Source organism: Microbacterium sp. PRC9, from assembly GCF_031844125.1.
Classification (GTDB): domain Bacteria; phylum Actinomycetota; class Actinomycetes; order Actinomycetales; family Microbacteriaceae; genus Microbacterium.
The window spans coordinates 262208-284710 of sequence record NZ_JAUZUR010000002.1 but is presented as its reverse complement, the minus strand read 5'-3'; the positions used below and the strand labels follow the sequence as shown (position 1 = coordinate 284710).

General features: G+C 69.9%; 19 protein-coding genes and 1 tRNA gene. 9 read left to right on the top strand and 11 right to left on the bottom strand.

The features are described 5' to 3' along the window. Nucleotides 1–35 precede the first annotated feature (35 nt). Together Q9R33_RS04920 and Q9R33_RS04915 are read right to left on the bottom strand one after the other, a co-directional pair. Nucleotides 36–1091 carry a type II secretion system F family protein gene (locus tag Q9R33_RS04920; RefSeq protein WP_311293046.1) on the bottom strand — a complete coding sequence of 352 codons (1056 nt, stop codon included), beginning with the start codon at nt 1089–1091 and terminating at the stop codon, nt 36–38. After that, nucleotides 1076–2050 (bottom strand): TadA family conjugal transfer-associated ATPase, encoded by a 975-nt coding sequence (locus tag Q9R33_RS04915; protein ID WP_311293045.1) that lies wholly within the window; start codon nt 2048–2050, stop codon nt 1076–1078. The genes Q9R33_RS04920 and Q9R33_RS04915 overlap by 16 nt, the downstream gene beginning before the upstream one ends. Before the next feature lie 648 nt (nt 2051–2698). Between Q9R33_RS04915 and acs the strand changes: the two genes are divergently transcribed. After that, nucleotides 2699–4690, top strand: a complete 1992-nt coding sequence (acs, locus tag Q9R33_RS04910; RefSeq protein WP_311293044.1) for an acetate--CoA ligase — start codon at nt 2699–2701, stop codon at nt 4688–4690. A 120-nt stretch (nt 4691–4810) separates the two neighbouring features. Here the strand turns inward: acs and Q9R33_RS04905 are convergent, their stop codons facing one another. Next, nucleotides 4811–5278 (bottom strand): RidA family protein, encoded by a 468-nt coding sequence (locus Q9R33_RS04905; RefSeq protein ID WP_311293043.1) that lies wholly within the window; start codon nt 5276–5278, stop codon nt 4811–4813. 2 nt (nt 5279–5280) lie between these two features. Next, nucleotides 5281–5496, bottom strand: coding sequence for a hypothetical protein (locus Q9R33_RS04900; RefSeq protein WP_045298026.1), 216 nt, complete (start codon nt 5494–5496; stop codon nt 5281–5283). A gap of 109 nt (nt 5497–5605) precedes the next feature. Here Q9R33_RS04900 and Q9R33_RS04895 point away from each other — a divergent pair, with 109 nt between their 5' ends. From Q9R33_RS04895 to Q9R33_RS04870, 6 genes are all read left to right on the top strand, one after another. Then, nucleotides 5606–8428 (top strand): transglycosylase domain-containing protein, encoded by a 2823-nt coding sequence (locus tag Q9R33_RS04895; RefSeq protein ID WP_311293042.1) that lies wholly within the window; start codon nt 5606–5608, stop codon nt 8426–8428. Next, nucleotides 8428–9360: a metallophosphoesterase gene (locus Q9R33_RS04890; RefSeq protein ID WP_056369380.1), complete on the top strand. Its 933-nt coding sequence runs from the start codon at nt 8428–8430 to the stop codon at nt 9358–9360. The genes Q9R33_RS04895 and Q9R33_RS04890 overlap by 1 nt, the downstream gene beginning before the upstream one ends. Before the next feature lie 103 nt (nt 9361–9463). Beyond that, nucleotides 9464–9718 carry a hypothetical protein gene (locus Q9R33_RS04885; protein ID WP_056369378.1) on the top strand — a complete coding sequence of 85 codons (255 nt, stop codon included), beginning with the start codon at nt 9464–9466 and terminating at the stop codon, nt 9716–9718. Next, nucleotides 9715–11265, top strand: coding sequence for a hypothetical protein (locus Q9R33_RS04880; RefSeq protein ID WP_311293041.1), 1551 nt, complete (start codon nt 9715–9717; stop codon nt 11263–11265). The genes Q9R33_RS04885 and Q9R33_RS04880 overlap by 4 nt, the downstream gene beginning before the upstream one ends. Before the next feature lie 18 nt (nt 11266–11283). Then, nucleotides 11284–11360 (top strand) — tRNA-Pro (locus Q9R33_RS04875). Between the two features lie 51 nt (nt 11361–11411). Further along, nucleotides 11412–12188, top strand: coding sequence for an HAD-IIB family hydrolase (locus Q9R33_RS04870; RefSeq protein WP_056369374.1), 777 nt, complete (start codon nt 11412–11414; stop codon nt 12186–12188). Between the two features lie 146 nt (nt 12189–12334). On the opposite strand, the gene Q9R33_RS04865 is transcribed toward Q9R33_RS04870, so the two are convergent. Next, entirely contained in the window at nt 12335–13783 is a 1449-nt protein-coding gene (locus Q9R33_RS04865; RefSeq protein ID WP_311293040.1) for an alpha-hydroxy acid oxidase, read from the bottom strand. 18 nt (nt 13784–13801) lie between these two features. Continuing rightward, complete coding sequence (locus Q9R33_RS04860) at nt 13802–14551, bottom strand: FCD domain-containing protein (protein ID WP_311293039.1); 750 nt, start codon at nt 14549–14551, stop codon at nt 13802–13804. A 137-nt stretch (nt 14552–14688) separates the two neighbouring features. On the opposite strand from Q9R33_RS04860, the gene Q9R33_RS04855 reads away from it, so the two are divergent. Further along, nucleotides 14689–15519 (top strand): DUF1295 domain-containing protein, encoded by an 831-nt coding sequence (locus Q9R33_RS04855; protein ID WP_056369368.1) that lies wholly within the window; start codon nt 14689–14691, stop codon nt 15517–15519. A gap of 7 nt (nt 15520–15526) precedes the next feature. Here Q9R33_RS04855 and Q9R33_RS04850 read toward each other — a convergent pair whose 3' ends face one another. The 5 genes from Q9R33_RS04850 to Q9R33_RS04830 form a co-directional block, all read right to left on the bottom strand. Further along, nucleotides 15527–16174, bottom strand: a complete 648-nt coding sequence (locus Q9R33_RS04850; protein ID WP_056369367.1) for a thymidine kinase — start codon at nt 16172–16174, stop codon at nt 15527–15529. Nucleotides 16175–16236: 62 nt separating this feature from the next. Then, nucleotides 16237–18264 (bottom strand): DUF2207 domain-containing protein, encoded by a 2028-nt coding sequence (locus Q9R33_RS04845; RefSeq protein ID WP_056369365.1) that lies wholly within the window; start codon nt 18262–18264, stop codon nt 16237–16239. A 53-nt stretch (nt 18265–18317) separates the two neighbouring features. After that, nucleotides 18318–19832 (bottom strand): malate:quinone oxidoreductase, encoded by a 1515-nt coding sequence (locus Q9R33_RS04840; RefSeq protein ID WP_082497026.1) that lies wholly within the window; start codon nt 19830–19832, stop codon nt 18318–18320. Nucleotides 19833–19977: 145 nt separating this feature from the next. After that, a complete protein-coding gene (locus Q9R33_RS04835; protein WP_056369363.1) occupies nt 19978–21048 on the bottom strand; it encodes an aspartate-semialdehyde dehydrogenase in 1071 nt (356 codons plus the stop codon). 198 nt (nt 21049–21246) lie between these two features. Beyond that, complete coding sequence (locus tag Q9R33_RS04830) at nt 21247–21816, bottom strand: dihydrofolate reductase family protein (protein ID WP_056369361.1); 570 nt, start codon at nt 21814–21816, stop codon at nt 21247–21249. Between the two features lie 74 nt (nt 21817–21890). On the opposite strand from Q9R33_RS04830, the gene Q9R33_RS04825 reads away from it, so the two are divergent. Next, nucleotides 21891–22487, top strand: coding sequence for a TetR family transcriptional regulator (locus tag Q9R33_RS04825; RefSeq protein ID WP_311293038.1), 597 nt, complete (start codon nt 21891–21893; stop codon nt 22485–22487). Nucleotides 22488–22503 lie beyond the last annotated feature (16 nt).

The following is a 22503-nucleotide window of genomic DNA, read 5'->3' as shown; positions in this document are numbered from 1 at the left end:
ACGCGGCGCGGCGTCGCGGTCGCGAGGAGGGGCCGTCACAGCGAGACCGACATCGTCGACATGACGCTGAGCAGCATGGGCGCGACCCCGAGGAGGAGGAATGCGGGCAGTGTGCACACGCCCAGTGGGATGAGCAGCCGCGAGGAGAGCCGCGCGGCACGAAGCCGGGCCTCGACACGGGCGCGATGCCGGGCGTGCGCGGCGGAAGCCCGCAGCAGCTCGACGGCGGGCACGCCTGCGGTCCGCGAGAGCGCGAGCACGGCGTCGACGTCATCGGATGCGCCCGGCGCGTCTCCTTCCGGGTTCGCCGCGGCGGCCCCGGACTCGCCGCCCGGATCGGTGCTCTCCTCCATGGTTCCGGCTCGACGTGCGTCCCGGACGACCGCCCGCGCGCGGTCGATGGACACCCCGCCGCTCAGCGCGATCGCCATCAGCTCGGCGTCGAGACCGGGCGCGCGGTCCGGGCTCGCGGCAATGCGCACGAGCCGCTTCGTCCATCGGTGCGCGGCGAGGATGAGCACCGCACCGGCGCCGAGGCATGCCAGCCCCAGAGGGTTCGCGAACAGGGTGCCGAAGGTGTCGAAGCCGAGCGCCGCACCCAACCCCACGGCGACGAGCGGAAGCCAGCTCATGAGCCGGGCCGTGCCCGCAGGCTCGGCGAGCGTGACCCGCACCTCGTCGGCCGCCTCCTGCGCGTCGCGCAGCGCGGCAGCGAGTCCGCGCAGGCACTCGGCGAGCGGTGAACCCACGACGAGCGCGACCTGGCACGCGACGCCGACCTCCCGCCACGCGCCGGTGCCCGCGGTGGCGATCGCCTCGGGCAGCGGCACCCCTCGGTCGACCGCCGAGGCGACGTGCCGGGCCCCCGGGTCGCCGGCGCGGGCGAGATGCTCCCAGGCGCGGGCAGGCGCGACCCCGGCCTGCAGCAGCACTGCCAGCCGCAGCACGGTCTCCGCGATGTCGGCTGACGACGTGGGGGGTCGGGGGGACGAGCGAACCCGGGACAGCACCAGGGCTCGAGGCGACGCCGCTGCCGGGGCGGATGCCCGTGCGCCCTTCGCACCCGTCACCTGCATCACCGCGCTCCCCATCGCTCCTCCTCGATGGCGAGACGCCCGTCGCCGCCGACGACGGGGCGACCGACTCCGGCGATGCGCCGCGAGCCGTCCGTGTCTCGCTCCACGTGCACGACGAGTCCGATCGCGCTGGCTGCCTGCCGCGCGAGCGCGTGGTCGTCGAGCCCTGCGGGCGCACCGAGAGCCTCGAGGCGTGCCGGCACGTCGTGGAGTCCGTTCGCGTGCACGGTGCCGGCTCCGCCGTCATGACCGGTGTTCAGCGCCGACAGCAGCTCCCGCACCTCGTCGCCGCGGCACTCCCCGACCACGAGACGGTCGGGGCGCATCCGCAGGGCCTCACGCACCAGACGAGCGAGCCCGACTCCGCCGGTGCCCTCGATGTTGGGCTGACGCGCCTCGAGGCGCACATGGTGCGGGTGCGCGATCCGCAGCTCCGCGACATCCTCGATCGTCACGATGCGCTCGTGCGCAGGCGCCTCCGCGAGAAGCGCCGCGAGCAGCGTGGTCTTGCCGGCGCCGGCGGCGCCCGAGACCAGGAGATTCGTGCGCCCGGCGATCGACTCCCGCAGGCGGTCGCGGACTGCCTCGTCGAACATCCCGGTCTGCTGGAGCTCCTCGAGCGTCGCGACGCCCAGGCGCGGCACGCGGATCGACAGGACCGTGCCCTCGGGGGCGATCGGCGGCAGCACGGCATGCACGCGGATGCCGTCCTCCAAGCGCACATCGACGCACGGCGACGCGTCGTCGATATGCCTCCCGCCCAGACCGATGAGCGCGACGGCGAGGTCGCGCACCTCTTCTTCCGTGGCGCGCCACTCGCGTGCCGGCTCCACCCCGGCTCCGCGATCGACGAACAGGCCTGCCGCTCCGTTGACGAAGAGGTCCGTGACCCCCGGGTCGTCGAGATAGGCGGTGAAGGGTGCGAGGACCGGGTGCCGCTCGGCCGGCGCTCGCGGGGGCCTGGAGGCGTGCACCGGTTCGCCACGCGGAACTTCGGCCGCACCGGCACGCCGCGGAACCCATGCCCCGCCGGCGCCAGGCGGAGCCGGCGAACGCGCAGGCGCCGCGGCGCGTGGCGCTGTCTCAGCCGTGGCCACCAACGTCGTCGGGGCGGACGACACGGGCCGGGCCGCAGCATCCCATCGGTCCTTCGCAGCGGGTGCACCCGCAGCCCTGGAACGGGGACGGACGACGAACGGTGCGGACATGCTCCGACGCTACGAATGCGGTGTCCCACCCGGCGAACACAACCGGTCATCCGTGGAGAGCCGCGCGACGCCACGGGTTGGGGAGGAGCCGACGAATCGAGAGACCGCTCCCAATGAGGAGAGGCGGCATCCCATGGGGGGAATGGGATGCCGCCAAGCGCGGCCCCGAATTCGGGGGGTGACGTCGGGAGCCGCAATGCCAGAATCGATGTTCGGCCAACGGTCAGCATAGGCGAGGTAGGGGTCCTGACAAAACGAAAAGGAGAGGATTCTCACTGATATATCGGTCGGGATCGATGTATGCGGGGCCACCTACTATCGGGGGTAGTCGGTTCCGGCGGTGGTGGGTACATTTCCTGGCAGACTCGCCGACACCCCTCGGCCTCGACCCAGCCCGCAAAGGAGCGCGCTCCCATGAGCGAACAGACCCCTGTCACGCAAGCCAGCAGCCAGATCGATCACCTGCTGAACGAGGATCGGCGCTTCGCGCCCACCGCCGAGTTCGCCGACAACGCCATCGCGACGGCGGAGCTGTATGAAGCGGCGAAGGCGGACCGCCTCGGCTTCTGGGCCGACCAGGCCCGCGACCTCCACTGGCACAAGCCGTTCACCGAAGTGCTCGACTGGTCGAACCCGCCGTTCGCACAGTGGTTCGCCGACGGCGAGCTGAACGTCGCCTACAACTGCCTCGACCGTCACGTCGAGGCCGGCAACGGCGACCGGGTGGCGCTGCTCTGGGAGGGTGAGCCTGGCGACGAGCGCCGTGTCACCTACGCCGAGCTCACCGACGAGGTCAAGCGCCTCGCCAACGTTCTCGAGGGACTCGGCATCGGCCAGGGGGACCGCGTGGCGATCTACCTGCCGATGATCCCCGAGGCCGTCGCCTCGATGCTCGCGGTCGCACGCATCGGCGCCATCCACTCCGTCGTGTTCGGCGGGTTCTCGGCCGACAGCCTGCGCTCCCGCATCGACGATGCCGGCGCGAAACTCGTGATCACCGCCGACGGCGGCTACCGGAAGGGCAAGGTCTCGCCGCTGAAGCCCGCCGTCGACCTCGCCCTCGCCGACCGCGGCGCAGGGGTGCAGGAGTCCGTCGAGCACGTGCTCGTCGTCAAGCGCGGCGAGAACGAGGTGGACTGGAACGACGGCCGCGACCTCTGGTGGCACGAGGTCGTGCCGCAGGCCTCGGCCGAGCACGAGGCGCAGGCCTTCCCCGCCGAGAACCCGCTGTTCATCCTCTACACGTCGGGCACGACCGGCAAGCCCAAGGGCATCCTCCACACCTCCGGCGGCTACCTCACGCAGTCCGCGTTCACCAACAAGGTCGTGCACGACCTCCACCCCGAGACCGACGTCTACTGGTGCACCGCCGACATCGGGTGGATCACCGGGCACAGCTACGTCACATACGGCCCGCTCGCGAACGGTGCGACGCAGGTGCTCTACGAGGGCACGCCGGATGCCCCCCACCCCGGCCGCTGGTGGGAGATCGTGCAGAAGTACGGGGTCACAGTGCTCTACACGGCGCCCACCGCGATCCGCTCGTTCATGAAGCTCGGCCGTGCGATCCCGAAGCAGTTCGACCTGTCATCGCTGCGCCTCCTCGGGTCGGTGGGCGAGCCCATCAACCCCGAGGCGTGGATGTGGTACCGCAAGATCATCGGCGGCAAGACCGCGCCGATCGTCGACACGTGGTGGCAGACCGAGACCGGCTCGATCATGGTGTCGGCGCTGCCGGGCGTCACCGAGACCAAGCCCGGCTCGGCGCAGGTGCCCCTCCCCGGCATCTCGATCGACGTCGTCGACGAGGACGGCACGCACGTCGGCAACGGCAACGGCGGGCTCCTCGTCGTCACGGACCCGTGGCCGTCGATGCTCCGCGGCATCTGGGGCGACCCGGAGCGCTTCGTCGAGACCTACTGGGAGAAGTTCCAGAAGCAGGGCTACTACTTCGCGGGCGACGGCGCGCGCCTCGACGACGACGGCGACGTGTGGCTGCTGGGGCGTGTCGACGACGTCATGAACGTATCGGGTCACCGCCTGTCGACCACCGAGATCGAGTCGGCCCTGGTCGGAAACGAGGCCGTCGCCGAGGCGGCCGTCGTCGGCGCCTCCGACGAGACCACCGGCCAGGCGGTCGTCGCGTTCGTCATCATCAAGCAGTCGTACCTCGACGCGCACTCCCCCGACGGGCTGGCGCAGAACCTGCGCCTGTGGGTCGGCGAGCAGATCGGCCCGATCGCGCGTCCCCGCGACGTCTACATCGTGGGCGAGCTGCCCAAGACCCGCTCCGGCAAGATCATGCGTCGCCTGCTGCGCGACGTCGCCGAGGGCCGAGAGGTCGGCGATACGACCACCCTCGCCGACACGGCCGTGATGTCGGTGATCTCCGCGCAGGTCAAGTAGCGAAGTCCCCCGCTCGTTGAGCGAAGGGCGATCTGGCGCCCGAAGTCGAAACGCCCCTGACCTTGCGCAAGGTCAGGGGCGTTTCGACTCGCTTCGCTCGCTCAACGAGCGAATAGACCGTCAGGCGTACGAGAAGACGACCTCGACCTCGACGGGGGCGTCCAGCGGCAGCACCGGCACGCCGACGGCCGAACGGGCGTGCTTGCCGGCGTCGCCGAAGACCTCGCCCAGCAGCTCGCTCGCGCCGTTGATGACGCCGGGCTGGCCGGTGAACTCGGGGACGGATGCCACGAATCCGGTGACCTTGAGGACGCCGGTGAGTCGGTCCACCCCGCCAACAGCGGCCGCGGCGGCGGCGATCGCATTGAGCGCGCTCTGGCGCGCGTAGCCCTTCGCATCGGAGGCGGGCACGAGGCCCTGGCCCTCGCCGACCTTGCCGGTCGCCGGCAGGGCGCCTGCGATCATCGGCAACTGGCCGGCGGTGTAGACGAGGTCGCCGTGCGCCTTCGCGGGCACATAGGCGGCGACCGGCGGCACGACGTCGGGAAGGTCGATGCCGAGCTCGGCGAGGCGGGCGCTCACACTCATGCTCACGCCTCCTCGAACTGCTTCGCGGCCTGGGCCGCAGCATCCAGTCCCGCGTTCTGCTGACCGCCGCCGGACGGGCGCTTGAAGTAGGCCACCAGACCGCCTTCGGGGCCCTGCACGACCTGCACGAGCTCCCAGCCCTGCTTGCCCCAGTTGTTGAGGATCGCGGCGGTGTTGTGGATCAGAAGGGGCGTGGTGAGATACTCCCACGTCGTCATCGCGACTCCTCGAGTAGGGGGAAGGGACGGCTGGTGAAGGCTGGGAAACACCCCGGTCAGCTGTGCGTCCTTGATGGATCGCCCAGGTATCTCCCTTACGATCAACCCTATGCCTGATACCAAACGCACGGCCACCGGTGTGCTCGGCGGACTCGCCGGGCTCGTCGGCCTCAGTGCCGCAGCCGGTGTCCTCATTGCGGCGACCGTCACCCCCGCGGTCGCGCTCACGAGCACCGCGGCCGAGCGCGCGATCACGATGTTCGACAATCTCCCGAGCGTCCTCGAGATCGACAAGCTCATGCTTCCGAGCAACTTCTACTACACCGACCCCGCCACAGGGCAGCCGCAGTTGATGACCCAGTTCCTGGAGCAGGACCGCACCCCGGTCAACTTCGACCAGATCAACCCGGTCATGTACGACGCGCTCCTCTCCAGCGAGGACCCGCGCTACTACCAGCACGGCGGTATCGACCTCATCGGAACGACACGCGCGCTCCTGTCGAACGCCCAGGGCGGGGGCGAGACCCAGGGTGGCTCGTCAGTCAGTCAGCAGTACGTCAAGAACGTGCTGATCCAGAAGTGCGAGCAGAACGCCGAGACGGTCTACGAGACCGACAAGGACGGCAATCGCGTTCTCGACGAGGCGACCGGCCAGGACAAGGTCAAGCTCACCAGCGAGCAGGCGCTTCGCCAGTGCTGGGTCGACGCGACCACGGCCGAGGGCAGCGAGGGCTACAGCCGCAAGCTGCAGGAGATGCGCTACGCCATCGCGCTCGAGCAGAAGTACTCGAAGAACGACATTCTGCTCGGGTACATGAACATCGCGAACTTCGGCGGCATCACCTACGGCATCGAGGCCGCGGCGCGCCACTACTTCAACACCACCGCGGCGAACCTCACCGTCGCGCAGGCGGCGACGCTCGCCGGCATGGTGCAGAACCCGAACAACTACCGCATCGACAGGCCGGGCGGATCGATCTTCGCCTCCGACGGCACGTCGTTCAACAAGGCCCCCGACGGCGTGATCGACGAGGGCGCGAAGCTCGGTGTACTCGACAGCCTCGTGGCGTCCGGTGAGATCACCGAAGAGCAGAAGCTCGCCGCGGCGGACGGCTACACCTCGACCAAGGTGCGCCAGCTCTACGTGCTGAGCCGCATGCTGGACGACGGCAAGATCACACGCGAGCAGTACGTCGAGGCCGCCGTGTGGCCGATCAGCCCCGACGTCGTCGAGCCGAAGACCGGCTGTGCCAATGCGGGCGGCGCGGCGTACTTCTGCCAGTACGTCAAGTACGTGATCCTCAACGACGCCGCCTTCGGCGAAACCCCCGACGCGCGCCGCGACACGCTCCAGCGCGGCGGGCTCAACGTCTACACGACTCTCGACCCGCGTGTGCAGGGTCCGGCCGAGCAGGCGATGGCCACCTACGCGCCGTCGTACATCGAGATGCGACAGGGAACCACCCTTCCCAACACCGGACGATTCGGATCGACCACCGTGAGCATCGAGGCGGGCAGTGGCCGCGTGCTCTCGATGGCGCAGAACACCCAGTTCAGCGAAGACGCGGCAAACTCCGACGACTGGAACTATTCCGCGCAGGTTTACGCGGGTGATCAGACTTACGGCAACTCGAAGGGCTTCAGCGCCGGGTCGACATTCAAGCTCTTCACACTCCTCGACTGGCTCGAGAAGGGCAAGTCGGTCAACGAGACGCTCAATGGCACGCTCCGCGTCTTCAAGAAGATGACCTACTGCGGCCAGACCTCCGCGACTGGCGCCACCAAACCCACGGGCAACTTCGGGGGCGACCGTGGCCGCATGGGCACGCCGATGCAGTTCACGGCGTCGTCACTGAACACTGGATACCTGGCGATGGCAGAGAAGCTCGACTACTGCGACATCGGCAAGGTCGCGACCAAGATGGGCGTGATCGACACGTACGAAAACGAACCGGTGGACATGAACACCCTCAACTCCGTCATCGGCACGGAGTCAGTCTCACCCCTCGCAATGGCCGAGGCGTACGCTACCGTCGCCAACAACGGCACCTACTGCCAGCCGAAGGTGATCGACCGGGTCACAGACTCCGAAGGCAGCGACCTGCCCGTGCCACAGCGCACGTGCAGCCAGGTGCTCGACCCTAAGGTGGCTGCGACGGCCGCGTACGCCCTGCAGGGTGTCATGAACGGCGGAACCGGCGCCCAGGGCAAGCCGCGCGACAACGTTCCGCTCATCGGAAAGACCGGCACGCACGAGGAACTCCAGTCCTGGCTCATCGAGTCGAGCACGAAGGTGGCGACGGCGACCTGGGCCGGCAACGTCCAGGGCGGCGGAGACATCTTCAAGACGTACACCGCTGACGGTCTCCGCCTCGCTGATATCAGGTACCGGGTCACACGCGACGTGCAGGGTGCGGCGAACGCTGCCTACGGCGGCGACCGGTTCGCCAGCCCCGACGCAGATCTGACGAAGCAGGTCCTCACCGACCTCCCGAACGTCGTCGGCAAGTCGGTCGACGAGGCGACCAAGATCCTGACCGACGCGGGCTTCACCGTCGAGGTCGGCGGGCCGGTCGACTCCGATCAGCCGGCGGGCGTCGTCGCCGCCCAGAACCCGGGCGCCGGCAAGGTCGCAGGCGGCAGCACCGTCACGATCAACCCGAGCAACGGGGAGGGCATCGCCGTGCCCGATGTGTCGGGCCGCTCGCTCGATGATGCGAAGAAGGCGCTGCGCAGCGCGGGCTTCGGCAACGTCGGCGACGGCACCTGTACCGCCGATGCCAGCCTCGGTGCGCAGACGAAGGCCGGAGCGACGAACCCGGGCGCGGGCTCGGTCGTGAACCGCAACGCGTCGATCACCGTCGACTACGCCGCAGCGGTCTGCGGCGGGGGCGGCGGCCGCGGCGGCAACAACGGCGGCGGCAACGGCTAGTGCCGTCCTCAGCAACGCGCACCGCCCTCACCGTGCTCGGCACGGTGGGGGCGGTCGGCGCGGGCGCCGTGGTCTGGGGCGTCGGCATCGAGCGCTACCTCTTCACGGTCCGCTTCCATGAGGTCCCCGTGCTTCCCGCAGGAGCTACGCCCATCCGCGTGCTGCACCTGTCGGACGCGCACATGGCGCCCTGGCAGCACCGCAAGCAGGAATGGATCGCGGGGCTCGCGGACCTCCAGCCCGACCTGATCGTCAACACCGGCGACAACATGGGCCACTTCGACGGTCTCCGCGGACTCCGCCGCGCGTACGACCCCCTGCGCGGCGTCCCTGGCGTCTTCGTGCACGGCTCGAACGACCACGCCGCACCGTCTCCTCGCAACCCGTTCCGATACTTCACGGGTCCGTCGAAGGTGAAGCACACCGCCGAGCCACTCGATACCGACGCGCTGGACGATTACCTCACCCGCGAGCTCGGCTGGCTGGATCTCAACAACAAGGTCGGATCGTTGGATGCCGGCGGTCTGCGCATCGCCGCCTTCGGCGTGAGCGACGCGCACCGTCATTGGGACCGTCTCGGGGAGCTTCCCGAGCCGCTGTCCACACTCCGCGCCGAGCAGTCCGCCGACCTCTCGATCGGCGTGACCCACGCCCCCTATCGCCGTGTGCTCGACGACTTCGTCGATCTGGGGGCCGACGCGATCTTCGGCGGCCACACGCACGGTGGCCAGGTCCGCGTCCCCGGCTTCGGCGCACTCGTCGCCAACTGTGACATCCCGCTTCGTCAGGCCCGCGGGCTGAGCGCGTGGAAGCACGGCGGTCACTCGGTGCCGCTCAACGTGAGCGCAGGACTCGGCCACTCGATCTATGCTCCGGTGCGCTTCGCCTGTCGTCCCGAGGCCTCGCTCCTCACCCTGGTTCCGCGCGCGTAGCGGCGTCCCCCGGGCCTCCTCCCCAACCGCGCTCGCGGATCGGCCATCCACAGTTCGCCGCCCGCGGCCGCCGCCGCCGGCCCGAGGCGCCGATCCTCGATGCATGGCTGCTCCGCGTTCCACACGACCCGCTGATCCCCCCTTCCGGAACACGCTCGTCGCCGCGACGATGGTTCACGGCATCGGGCTGCCCGTGCGACTGCGACTGCTCGCGCTCCTCATCGCGCTGGTCATCGGGGTCGTGTCTGCTCCTTTCGTCCCCGACACGACGGACGGTGCCGATCACGGCGACGATCAACGAACCCGTGGATTCGGCCGGCACCTCCCGTTCGTGCCCGTCAGCGGAGACGCCGAATGAGCGGCTCTGCGACCGACGACGCGGCAGCGCCGATCCGATTTCCTGTCCGTCTGCGCACGCCTGCCGTGTTCCTCGCCGTGATCGCGATCGTGATCGCGATCACTTTCCTCGCGCCGTCCAGCGCCGACGCCGCCGAGCGCGGCAGCGGATTCGGAACGTGGGTTCCCATCTCCGCCTACGGGTGGCACGGATCGATGCTGGTCGACGGCGTGCACACGTACTGCATCACCCCCGGAGCGCCCGCGCCGACCGGCCAGACCGCCGACCACGGAACGAGCGGGTCGGCCGCCGGTCTCTCGCCGCAGCAGCTCGCCGGAATCAATCTCCTGGTGACGAGGTACGGACAGACCGGCGACCCCGTCCAGGCCGCCGCGGTGGCGTGGGCGGTCAAGGCCATCGCGAACCGCGAAGAGACGCTGCATGCCTTCGGCTACCGTGGGGACTCGCTCGCCGGCGCCATCCACTGGACGATGTCCGCGCTGTCCCCGCAGCACGACCGCGCCGTCCAGGAGCGTGCCGTGGCGTACTACGACGAAGCCATACGTGCTGCGGCGGGTCCTTCCACCGCGAGCGGAAGCCTCGTGTTCACGAAGGATGCCGCCGACCACCGCAGCGGGACCGTCCGGGTCGACACGACCGCCGCAGCGACGGGCACGATCACCCTGACGAACGCGGTCTTCGCGGAGTCGGGCTCGCCGACGCTCGAGAACGCGGCATCGGGGTCGACGTACGCCATCCGCACCTCGCCGCCGGCCGAAGGTCGTCCCTACACCGTGAGCGGAACAGGTCGCTTCGACGCCGGCCTCGCCGCCGCTGTGCGACACTTCACGACGCCGGGTGGCCAGGAGACGGCCGGACCCGTGGGGCATGTTCAGTTCGACGTGTCCGGGGCCGACGCCGCCCCGCGCATCCCTCCGTTCGCCCCGGCCATCTCGACGCAGGTCACGACGCGCGACGCAGCAGGCGGTCCGTACGTGGATGAGGTCACTTTCACCGCGACCGAGGGCTCGTGGCCGCGCGCCGACGACGGCTCCTACCTGCCGGTGACCGCGAGCGCCATCGTCTACCGCACCGACACCGAGCCCGTCGCTGGGTCGACGGCGCCGGGTGACGAGGCCATCGTCGGCACGCTGCAGCTCACGACCGACCCCGCGACAGGCCCGGCCGCCGCGTACACGGTCAGCTCCTCGTGGGAGATGACCAAGTCGGGGTACTACACCGCCGTGTGGAGCCTGCGTGCGGCCGACCAGATCCCCTCCGTCGTCGCCCACACCGGCGCAGACTTCGCCTGGACCGAACGGTTCGGCGAGCCCTCGCAGGTCGCCGTGATCGCCCCGCCGCCACCGGCGCCGACGCCCACTCCCCCTCCCGTCGCCGAAGCGCCTCCAGCCCCGGCCGATGCGCCTCTGCCGGAGCTGGCAGCCACCGGCGCGGAGGCCGCCTCCCTCCGCGGGCCCGCCGCGATCGCCATCGCTCTCCTCAGCCTCGGCGCCGCGATCGTCAGCTCAAGGCGGCCGTGGTCAGCAGCACCCCTGACGATCGGTTAGACTCGGAGGGTTGCAAAACGGGGTGTGGCGCAGCTTGGTAGCGCGCTTCGTTCGGGACGAAGAGGCCGCAGGTTCAAATCCTGTCACCCCGACCACGGAGAGGCTCCGCCGGAAGGCGGAGCCTCTTGCATGAAAGGACGGACGTCATGGACCACAGCATCCCGCCCCTCCTCGTCGCCTTCGATCTCGACGACACGCTCGCTCCTTCGAAGAGCCAGATCGACCCCCGCATCGGCGAACTGCTGATCGCGCTGGCCGAGCGCGTCGAGGTGGCGATCATCTCCGGCGGCCAGCTCCTGCAGTTCACGACGCAGGTCGTCGACCGCCTTCCGGACGCCTCCGCCGACACTCTGGCGCGCCTGCACCTGCTCCCGACGTGCGGCACGCAGTACTACCGTCTCACCGAGGACGAGGTCGTCACGGTCTACAAGCGCTCGCTCACGGACGATCAGAAGTCCCGCGCGCTCACCGCCGTCGAGGGCGAGGCTCGCCGCCTCGGGCTCTGGGAGTCCGAGACGTGGGGCGACATCCTCGAGGACCGCGGGTCTCAGATCACCTTCTCGGCGCTCGGCCAGAAGGCCCCCGTCCCCGCGAAGACCGCGTGGGACCCCACTGGCGAGAAGAAGAACAGCCTGCGCGCCGCCGTCGCGGCGCTGCTGCCCGATCTCGAGGTGCGCTCCGGCGGCTCGACCTCGGTCGACATCACCGAGCAGGGCATCGACAAGGCCTACGGCATGCGTCAGCTCGCCGAGCAGACCGGCATCTCCCTCGACGACATGCTCTTCGTGGGCGACCGCCTCGACCCCGACGGCAACGACTACCCCGTGCTCGCGATGGGCGTGCGCTGCCACGCGGTCGACGGCTGGGAAGACACCGTGGTCTACCTCGAGCAGCTGATCCCCACGCTCCCCGTCCGCGTCTGACGCGCCATCCGCTCGCCGGTCACAACCTGCGGCTCGTGCCGGCACGTCGTGACAGGTGAGGAGGATCCCCGCTGACAAGACTGCTCGCCTGCCACAACCTGCCGCGGTGAGCGGCACATCGTGACAGGCGAGCAGCCGTCGGAAGGTCAGGCTTTGGCGCGCGGCCCGGTGCTCTTCGCAGCCGGGGCCTTCACGGGACGGGATGCTGCAGCGGGGCCCCCGCGCCCGGAGGCTCCGGCCGACGCGCCGGCGTCGCCCGGAGGGGGCGTGGGGACCGACTTCGCACTGCTCGACGCGGTCGTGGCGCGAGCCGCGCGCGGGCGCGGTGCCGCGGCGACGGCCGCCTCAGCGGCGGGGGCCGGCACCGCGACCGGGACGAGACGCTGCAGCTGGGTGACGTGTCGCGGCTCGAGCTCCGCGATGGACGAGACGCCGAGGAGCTTCATCGTGCGCTCGATCTCGCTGCGCAGGATCGCGATGGTGCGGTCGACGCCCTGTCGTCCGCCGGCCATCAGGCCGTACAGGTACGCGCGGCCGATGAGCGTGAACTTCGCACCGAGTGCGATCGAGGCGACGATGTCGGCGCCGTTCATGATGCCGGTGTCGACCATGACCGTGGCGTCCTTGCCGACCTCGCGGACGACCTCGGGCAGCAGTCGGAACGGGATCGGCGCGCGGTCGAGCTGACGGCCGCCGTGATTCGACAGGATGATGCCGTCGACGCCGGCGTCGATGAGGCGCTTCGAGTCGGCGACGTTCTGCACGCCCTTGATCACGATCTTGCCCGGCCAGATCTCGCGGATGATCGCGAGGTCGTCGTAGCTGATGGTCGGGTCCATGGCCGAGTTGAGCAGCTCGCCGACCGTGCCGCCCGTCGTCGAGAGCGATGCGAACTCGAGCTTGGGCGTGGTGAGGAAGTCGTACCACCACCACGGGCGCGGGATCGCGTTGACGATGGTTCCGAGCGTCAGCTGCGGTGGGATCGAGAACCCGTTGCGCTTGTCGCGCAGGCGGGCGCCGGCGACCGGCGTGTCGACCGTGAACTGCAGCGTGTCGAAGCCAGCTTCGGCGGCGCGGCGGGCCAGGGCGTACGAGATCTCGCGGTCGCGCATGACGTACAGCTGGAACCAGTTGCGCCCGTTCGGGTTCGCGGCCTTCACACCCTCGATCGACGTCGTGCCGAGCGTCGACAGCGTGAACGGGATGCCGGCGGCACCGGCCGCACCGGCACCGGCGATCTCGCCTTCGGTCTGCATGAGGCGCGTGAAGCCGGTCGGCGCGATGCCGAACGGCATGGCCGACGGGCCGCCGAGGATCTCGGTCGACATGTCGACGTTCTCGGCGGGGCGCAGCACGTCGGGGTGGAACTCGATGTCCTCGAACGCCTGCCGCGCCCGCGACAGCGAGAGCTCGCCCTCGGCCGCACCGTCGGTGTAGTCGAAGGCGGCCTTGGGGGTGCGGCGCTCGGCGATGTCACGCAGGTCGTAGATCGTGAGCGCGGACTCGAGGCGGCGCTTCTTGCCGTCGAGCTCGGGCTTCTTGAACTGCATGAGCTCGAGGAGCTCCTTGGGGTTGGGGAACTGCCGGGTGACCATGAATACCTCTCCGATGGGTCAGATCTGCGTGCGTGCGGCGGTCGAGCGGGCGAGACCCGCCGCTGCGTAGTAGCCGACGATGTGGTCGTGGACGAGGGTGCGGGCGAGCGCGGGGTCGCCTACGTCGACGGCGTCGAGGATCGCGTGATGCTCGTGGCGCAGGCGTTCGGCCGCGGCATCCCATTGCGCGATGCCCGCCGCACCCGCTTGCACGTACGACTCGATCGCCGTGCGCAGGCCCGCCATCATCGCCGCGATGACGAGGTTGCCGGACGCCTCGGCGAGGGCGAGATGCAGCTGGGCGTCGAGCGCGAGGAACTCGGGGGCGGTGAGGTCGTCGGCGTCCATCGCGACGAGCACCTCGCGCGCCTGCACCGTCGAGCGCGTCGGATCGGCGGCGAGCGCGTCGACGACGGCCGACTCGAGCACGAGCCGCGTGGCGACGACGTCGTCGAACGGGAAGCCCTGCGCGGCGACCTGCAGCCGCAGCAGCGCCGACATGCCGCCCTGCGGCGTCGCGATGATGATGGCCCCGGAGGTCGGCCCCGACCCGGTGCCGGTGCGGATGAGCCCCATCACCTCGAGGACGCGCAGCGCCTCGCGGACGCTGGAGCGCCCCACACCGAGAGTGGCGGCGAGCTCGCGCTCGGGGGCGAGGCGATCACCGGGCTTGAGGGTGCCGTCGAGCAGGTCGGTCTCGATCTTCTCGAGCACGACGCGCCACGCGCGTGCGGGCGCGAGCGCGGGCGGAGTCGGGGTGCCTGCCACGGATCTCCTCGTCGATGTCGGATCCGGCGCCCTCCGTCTTTGAAGGGCACGGTGTGGTCTGACCAAGATAGCGTGTGGTCGGACCACATACAACCCGCGTGACGCCGCGTGTCCGCGCGGACCACTACGCTGACCCTATGGACCCCCTCCTCCTCGTCCTCATCGTCGCGGGCGTGGCTGCCGCGTTCTGCTGGATCACCTCACTCGTCACGAACGAGACGTCCTGGATCGACAGGCTGTGGTCGATCGTCCCCGTGATCTACGTCTGGATCTTCGCCGCCGCCGCGCTGATCGCGGGCGTCGACGCGGCGCGCCTCGTCGTGATGGCGCTCCTGGTCACGGCGTGGGGCGCGCGCCTCACCTTCAACTTCGCGCGCAAGGGCGGCTACACCGGCATGGAGGACTACCGGTGGGCGATCCTGCGCGGCCGCATGACGCGCTGGCAGTTCCAGCTGTTCAACTTCTTCTTCATCGTGCTCTTCCAGAGCGCGCTGCTCGTCCTCATCTCGCTTCCCGCGTACATCGCGTGGCAGCATCCCGTGCCGTTCACCGGATGGGATGCCGCGTTCGCGGTGCTGTTCGCCGCGTTCCTGGTCGGTGAGACTGTGGCGGATCAGCAGCAGTGGGCGTTCCACCAGGCCAAGAAGGCGGCGGGCGGCACGCTCGAGCCCGGCTTCGTCACGACCGGGCTCTTCGGCTACAGCCGCCACCCGAACTTCTTCTTCGAGCAAGCGCAGTGGTGGGCGTTCTACGCGCTCGGCGCCGTCGCCCTCGTCGCCGACGGCGGCAGCTGGCTGAACTGGACGATCGCCGGCGCCGCCCTGCTGACGGTGCTGTTCATCGGGTCGACCGTGTTCACCGAATCGATCTCGACCTCGAAGTACCCGGCCTACCGCGAGTACCAGCGGACGACATCGATGCTAATCCCGCTCCCCCGCCGGCGCGGACGCGCACCCGAGACGGCCTGAGCCCGGCCTACTCCAGACGGCCGCCCGAGGCGCGGAGGTAGTCCTCGGCGCACAGCGATTCGTACGTGACGCGGTCTGCCGTGAGCTCGTCGATCGCAACCTGGTCGCCGTCGAAGACGAATCGGCCGCCGACGAGGCGGGCGTTGAACAGCGCCTTGCGACCGCAGCGGCAGATGGTCTTCAGCTCTTCGAGGCTGTGGGCGAGCTCGAGCAGCCGCGCGGACCCCGGGAACGCCTGGGTCTGGAAGTCGGTGCGGATGCCGTACGCCAGCACCGGCACGCCGTCGAAGACGACGATGCGGAGCAGATCGTCGACCTGCTCCCGGGTGAGGAACTGCGCCTCGTCGATGAGCAGGCACGCGACATCGACCTCGTGCTCCTCGGACTCCGGAACGAGGGTGTCGGCCGCCTCGGCCTTGACGCGCGCGCGGTGCTCCGCGAACAGCGTGCGGATGTCGTCCTGGGGACGCACCAGGAAGTCGACCGTGCGCTTGACCCCGAGGCGGCTGTCGATCTGGTCGGCACCCTTGGTGTCGATGGCGGGCTTGGCGAGGAGCACGTGCTGCCCTCGCTCCTCGTAGTTGTACGCGGCCTGCAGGAGCGACGTCGACTTGCCGGAGTTCATCGCCCCGTAGCGAAAGTAGAGCTTGGCCACGGATCGAGCGTAGTCGGTGGCGCTCCGGCGCCCGCCGCACCTGAGCCGGCGCCGGGCGAGGATCAGCGACCGCCGAAGCCTCCCCCGCCGCCTCCACCACCCGAGAACCCGCCTCCGGACGATCCGCCCGAGAACGACCAGCTCGAGCTCGAGGACGAGCTCGACGACGATCCCGGCCGTGACACCGGGGTGGCCGCGAGCCGTCCGATCGACGACGACGCGTCGGACAGCGAGTGCGAGGTCACCGCGTCGAACAGCGCAAGCTGCGAGCCGACCTCGTCTGCTCCGGCCGCGCGGATGACGTTCACCCACTCGCGCTCCATGCCGAACAGCACCGCGTACGGCAGCAGGCGTTCATAGAGGTTCACGACGGATGCGCCAGCGGCGTCTGGCACCTCCCCGTAGGGACGACGCCCCGACGACACGAGATCGGCGGTCCGCGGCGACTGCGCCGCGCGCAACCGGTCCTCCTCCGCGAGCTGCAGATACTCGCGGATCCCCTCGAGATAGGTCTTGTGCATGCCGCCCGCGACCGTGAGCACCGACTTCGGGAGCGAGAAGAACGGCAGACCAATGAACGCGAAGAAGGCGCTGCCCAGCGCGGCGAAGTAGATGACGTTCCCCCACTGTCCGAGGGGGTCGAGCACCACGAACGCGCCGTCAGCGAAGAAGATGAGCAGCATCGCCAACGGCAGCCCGGCCAGCTGGAGGAAGCCGCGCAGCAGCGTGATCCAGTCCGGCAGCTTGCTGCGGTACCCGCGCTGAACGGTGAACTCGTCGATCCGCCGCACGTAGGTCACAGCGCGCGCCGGGGGCTTGCGCGCGAACGCGCCGAGATCCACGTCAGCGCCGGGTTCGGCCTTGCGGCCGAACAGCGTGTCGACGATGCGCCGCTCGTCACTGTCGAGACCGGCGCTGCCCTGCAACACCACTTCGAAGTCGTCGGCATCCTCGCGGTCGCCCGTCGCCCGGATCTCGACCGCGTCCTTCACCGCGAGATCGACCACGTTCGCCGCCAGCGCGCGCTCGGGGACGTCGAGCACCCCGGCCGACAGCGTCAGCGACTCGTCGTCGGGCGGCGTGTACTGCACGATCACCGGTGACCGGTCGGGGTTCCGACGCGCGGCGGCTTTCACCACGAGCACGAACACCAGACCGCCGATGCCCGACAGCAGCGCGAACCCGGGGAGGATCCACAGCCACCACGGGTACGGCGGCGGCGGGGGCGGGCTCGGCGCCGCGAAAGTCCCCTGCTCGAAGCCGAGCGCCACGGTCACGTTCTCGTTCGGGCCGAGCCCCTCGTCCCCGGCGGTGAACGCCACGGCGGTCGTGGCCGGCGCGCCGACGGCCTGCGCCCACGCCTGCACGGCGTCCGGCAGCGGCTCCGCCTCCGCCGCGCGCTCGATCGCGCACCGCTCGGTCGATCCGTAGGGGCCGGTGTAGCAGAACGCGCGCCCCTCGATCAGGCCGGCGGCAGCATCCGTCGCCACATGCACGTCGGCGGTCACCACGCCGAACGGCTGCGCATGGTCGGTGCCGACGGTGTCCCAGTAGAACTCGTCGGCCGCGGTGTCGTCGTAGCGCAGCACGACGTCGCTCATCTCGTACGTGATGACGTAGGTCTGCGCACCGCGCACGTACGAGTCGTCTCCGGTGAGCACGTAGATCCAGTCGCCGTCGCGCTCGGTCCACCACGGGATCGCCGCGCCGTCGGCCCCGGTCACGGTGTAGACGACGGTGCCGAGGTCGATGCCGCTGTCGACGACCGGCAGCGCCCGCACCATGCCCTTGTTCTGGTCGAAGTCCGGGAAGCGCGCCACGATCGTCTCGGTGGTGAGCAGGCGGCTGCGCTCGCCCGTGCCGCGGACGAGCCAGTAGTCGGCCTGGAACGAATCGAACGTGAAATCGTCGACGGATGCTGCCGCCATCGCATTCAGGACAGCAGGGCGTTCGCTCCCCCGCGCGCCGATCGCCGCGGGCGTCGCGGCGGCCGTCGCGACGCCGAGCGTGATCGCGCCCGCGACGACGAGCGCGGCGAACACCCCGGCGGCGATCCCCCAGCGACGCCACCCGCGTCGTGACACCGACATGCACCCACCCTAGGGGCGCGCGGGCCCTCTCGCCCAGGAGGGCGCGCTGCGGATCAGGCGGTGAGCGCCAGCGCTTCGGCGGTCTCGCCGAGCGACTCGCGCGCGACCTCGGGCCGCGCGTTGAGCGTGTCGCCGTAGCTCGGGATGAGCTCGCGCAGTCGCGGCTCCCACTCCTCGATGCGGTCGGGGAAGCAGGTCTTCAAGAGACCCAGCATGATCGAGACGGCGGTCGACGCGCCCGGGGAGGCGCCGAGCAGACCGGCGATCGTGCCGTCTGCGCCGGTCACGACCTCGGTGCCGAACTGCAGCACGCCGCCCTTCTCCGGGTCCTTCTTCATGACCTGCGCGCGCTGGCCGGCCTGGATGATCTCCCAGTCCTCGTCCTTCGCGGTGGGCATGAAGGTGCGCAGGCTGTCGACCTTCTTCTTGTGGTTCTTCAGCAGCTCGCCGACGAGGTAGGTGATGAGGCTGGGGTTGTCCCACGCGACCTTGAGCATCGGCCCGAGGTTGCCGGGGCGCACCTGGCCCACGATGTCGAACCAGGAGCCGGTCTTCAGGAACTTCGGGCTGAACGTCGCGAACGGGCCGAACAGGAGCGAGGCCTCGCCGTCGACGACGCGCGTGTCGAGATGCGGCACCGACATCGGCGGCGCGCCGACCGAGGCCTGCGAGTACACCTTCGCCTTGTGCTGTGCCACGACCGCGGGGTTCGAGGTCTTGAGGAACTGCCCGCCGATCGGGAACACGCCGTAGCCGGAGATCTCGGGGATGCCGGAGCGCTGCAGCAGCTTGAGCGCCCAGCCGCCGGCGCCGACGAAGACGAACTTCGCGCGGATCTCGCCCGGCGTGCGGCCGATCGTGCGGCGGTACTTCACGCTCCAGGTTCCGTCCGAGAGGCGCTTCAGTTTGCGCACCTCGGTGTTGGTCCGCACGTCGGCGCCGTTCTCGGCGAGCCGGTCGACCAGCTGGCGGGTCAGGGCGCCGAAGTCGACATCCGTGCCGGCGGGCACGCGCGTCGCCGCGAACGGCTCGCCCTTGCGTCGCTTCTGCATCAGCAGCGGTGCCCACGTGTTGATGACGCGGGAGTCCTCGCTGTACTCGATGCCGGCGAAGAGCGGCTCGTCCTTGAGGGCCTCGTAGCGCTTCTTGAGGTACGCGACGTCCTTCTCGCCGCGCACGAAGGTCATGTGCGGGGCGGAGTTGATGAACGTCGACGGAGCGTCGAGCACGCCGGCCTCGACGAGCGACGACCACAGCTGACGGCTCTGCTGGAACTGCTCGTTGATCGAGATCGCCTTGGCGGGATCGACCGATCCGTCCTTGCCCTCGGGCATGTAGTTCAGCTCGCACAGGGCGGCGTGGCCGGTGCCGGCGTTGTTCCACGCATTCGAGCTCTCCAGCGCGACGTCGCTCAGCCGCTCGAACACGGCGATCTTGAGGTCGGGCTGCAGCTCCTGGAGGAGCGTGCCGAGCGTCGCGCTCATGATCCCGCCGCCGATCAGCAGCACATCGACGGTCTCGACGTGGGGATTGGTGTCGGCGTGGTTCTCAGCGGGCGTTGCGGTCACCAGACGATTCTAGTTCGGTGCGAAAGCACCCCCGGCCCTGGCCGGGTTCTCACACCGAAAGTCCGGCGGTTCTTGCCGCAACGACAAGCGAGCGGATGCCGCGGGTCGCAGCATCCGCTCGCTTCGAAGCGTCTTGGCGGCGGTGTCAGGCGCTGACGCCGAGGTTGGCTGCGACGAGCTCGGCGATCTGCACCGCGTTCAGAGCAGCGCCCTTGCGCAGGTTGTCGTTCGAGATGAAGAGCACGAGGCCCTTGCCCTCGGGCGCCGACTGGTCGGCGCGGATGCGGCCGACGTAGCTGGGATCCGTGCCCGCGGCCTGGAGCGGCGTCGGAACCTCTTCGAACTTCACGCCCGGTGCGCTCGAGAGCAGTTCGGTGGCGCGCTCAGGGGTGATGTCCCGCGAGAACTCGACGTTGATCGACAGCGAGTGACCGGTGAAGACGGGCACGCGCACGCACGTGCCCGCGACGCGGAGGTCGGGGAGCTCGAGGATCTTGCGGCTCTCGTTGCGAAGCTTCTTCTCTTCGTCCGTCTCGTTGAGGCCGTCGTCGACGAGGTTGCCGGCGAACGGGATCACGTCGAAGGCGATCGGCGCGATGTACTTGTCGGGCTGGGGGAAGTCGAGCGCAGAGCCGTCGCGTGCGAGACGCTCGACATCGCCCTGAGCGAGCACACCCTCCACCTGGCCGAGGAGCTCCTGCACGCCCGCGAGACCGGAGCCGCTGACGGCCTGGTAGGTGCTGACGATGAGACGGTCGAGGCCTGCCTCGGTGTCGAGCACCTTGAGCACGGGCATGGCGGCCATCGTGGTGCAGTTGGGGTTCGCGATGATGCCCTTGCGCGCCTCGGCGATCGCGTGCGGGTTGACCTCGCTGACGACGAGCGGCACGTCGGGGTCCATGCGCCAGGCGCTGGAGTTGTCGATCACGACGGCGCCGGCCTCGGCGAAGCGCGGGGCGTGGGCGCGGCTGCCGGTGGCGCCGGCCGAGAACAGGGCGATGTCGATGCCGCCGAGCTCGGCGGTCGCGACGTCCTCCACGGTCACGGCCTGCCCCTGGAAGACGATGTCCGAGCCGGCGGAGCGCGCGGTGGCGAAGGCGCGGATCTCACGAATCGGGAACCCGCGCTCTTCGAGAATGTCGATCATCGCGCCGCCGACCTGGCCGGTGGCGCCGACGACGGCGACGGAGAGTCCTGAATCGGAGATGCGGGTCATGGGAGTTCCTCAGCGTGGGCACAAGCGTGGAGCGGACGCGCGGGCGCCGTCGATCGCGCGGGGTTTCGGCGATTCTACCGCCGGGCGAGAGCGGGACAGGCCGGATTACGGCGAGCGGTAGGCAGGAGACGCATTCCTAGGGACGACCAGCCCCTCGCCCGCCCGTCGGGGCGCGAGGGACCCCTTCGCCGCGCCCCGTCACCGGCGGCGATACTCGTTCATCACGACCCCCGAACCGAAAGCGCGCGACCGCTCGAGTACGAGCGATTCCGGGGCGTAGCCGCCGGCGAACAGCGGCAAGCCGTCACCGAATACGATCGGATTGACCTTGAGCACGAGCCGGTCGATGTCGTCGCGCAGCTGCGCCGCGAGCACTCCGCCGCCGCACAGCCAGATGTCGGCACCCGGCCGCCCTTTGAGGTCGGCCACCACACCGCGCGGATCGTCGGCGGTGATGCGGACACTGCCCCCGACATCACGAGAGGTGCGCGAGCGCGAGAAGACGATCTGCTCGAGGTGCGGGTACGGATCGTCGGTGAGCGGCAGTCCCGCAGCGAACGTGTTCCAGCCCATGAGCACGGTCGCGAAGCGCCCGCGCGGGGCGGTCGACCCCATTGCGTCGTAGAGCAGGCCGGGCACGGTGTCTGCCCACTCCGCGTTGATCGCGTCGACATGGTCGCCCTCGACGGGGAAGGCGTCGAAGGCTCCGTCCGGTGCGGCGATGCGGCCGTCGAGCGAGACGGCGGCGTAATAGATGAGCTCGCGCATGAGGGTCCTTTCACGACATGTGTAGTGATTGATGAGACTACGACATCTGTCGTGGATTAGCTAGAGTGACGGGCATGGCACGCAACGACGAACGGCGCCGACTGCTCACGGATGCCGGGATCGACGTCCTCGCTGCGGACGGCATGCGAGGGCTGACGCACCGGGCGGTGGACGCGCGCGCAGGAGTGCCGACAGGAACCGCGTCGAATTACTTCCGCAGCCGGGAGGCACTCGTCGGAGCGCTCGTGGAGCGGATCGGCGAACGCCTCGCCCCCGATCCCGCGGTCCATGCGCAGTGGCGCGACCGCACCCCGACCCCCGCTCTGTTCGCGGACTACACCCGGGACATCGTGCGGCGGCTCAGCGCCGAGCGGGACGTGACCCTCGCGCTGTTCACGCTGCGGCTGGAAGCACCGCGTTCGCCCGCGATCGCTTCAGCGCTCGGCGACTGGATGCGGGCGGGGTTCGCCGCGGATGTCGCCTTCAACCGGGACGCCGGGCTCCCAGGCGGGGCGTTCGAGATCGCGCTGTTCCACTATGCGATCGAAGGGCTGATCCTCGACCGGCTCACGGTGCCGATCGACCCCGAGGTGTCGACGGACGAGATCGTCGAAGCGTTCGTGGAGGGGCTGCTGGGGGATCGCACGGGCGACGGCGAACGCCGGGGATGAACGGATGCCTCGGGCC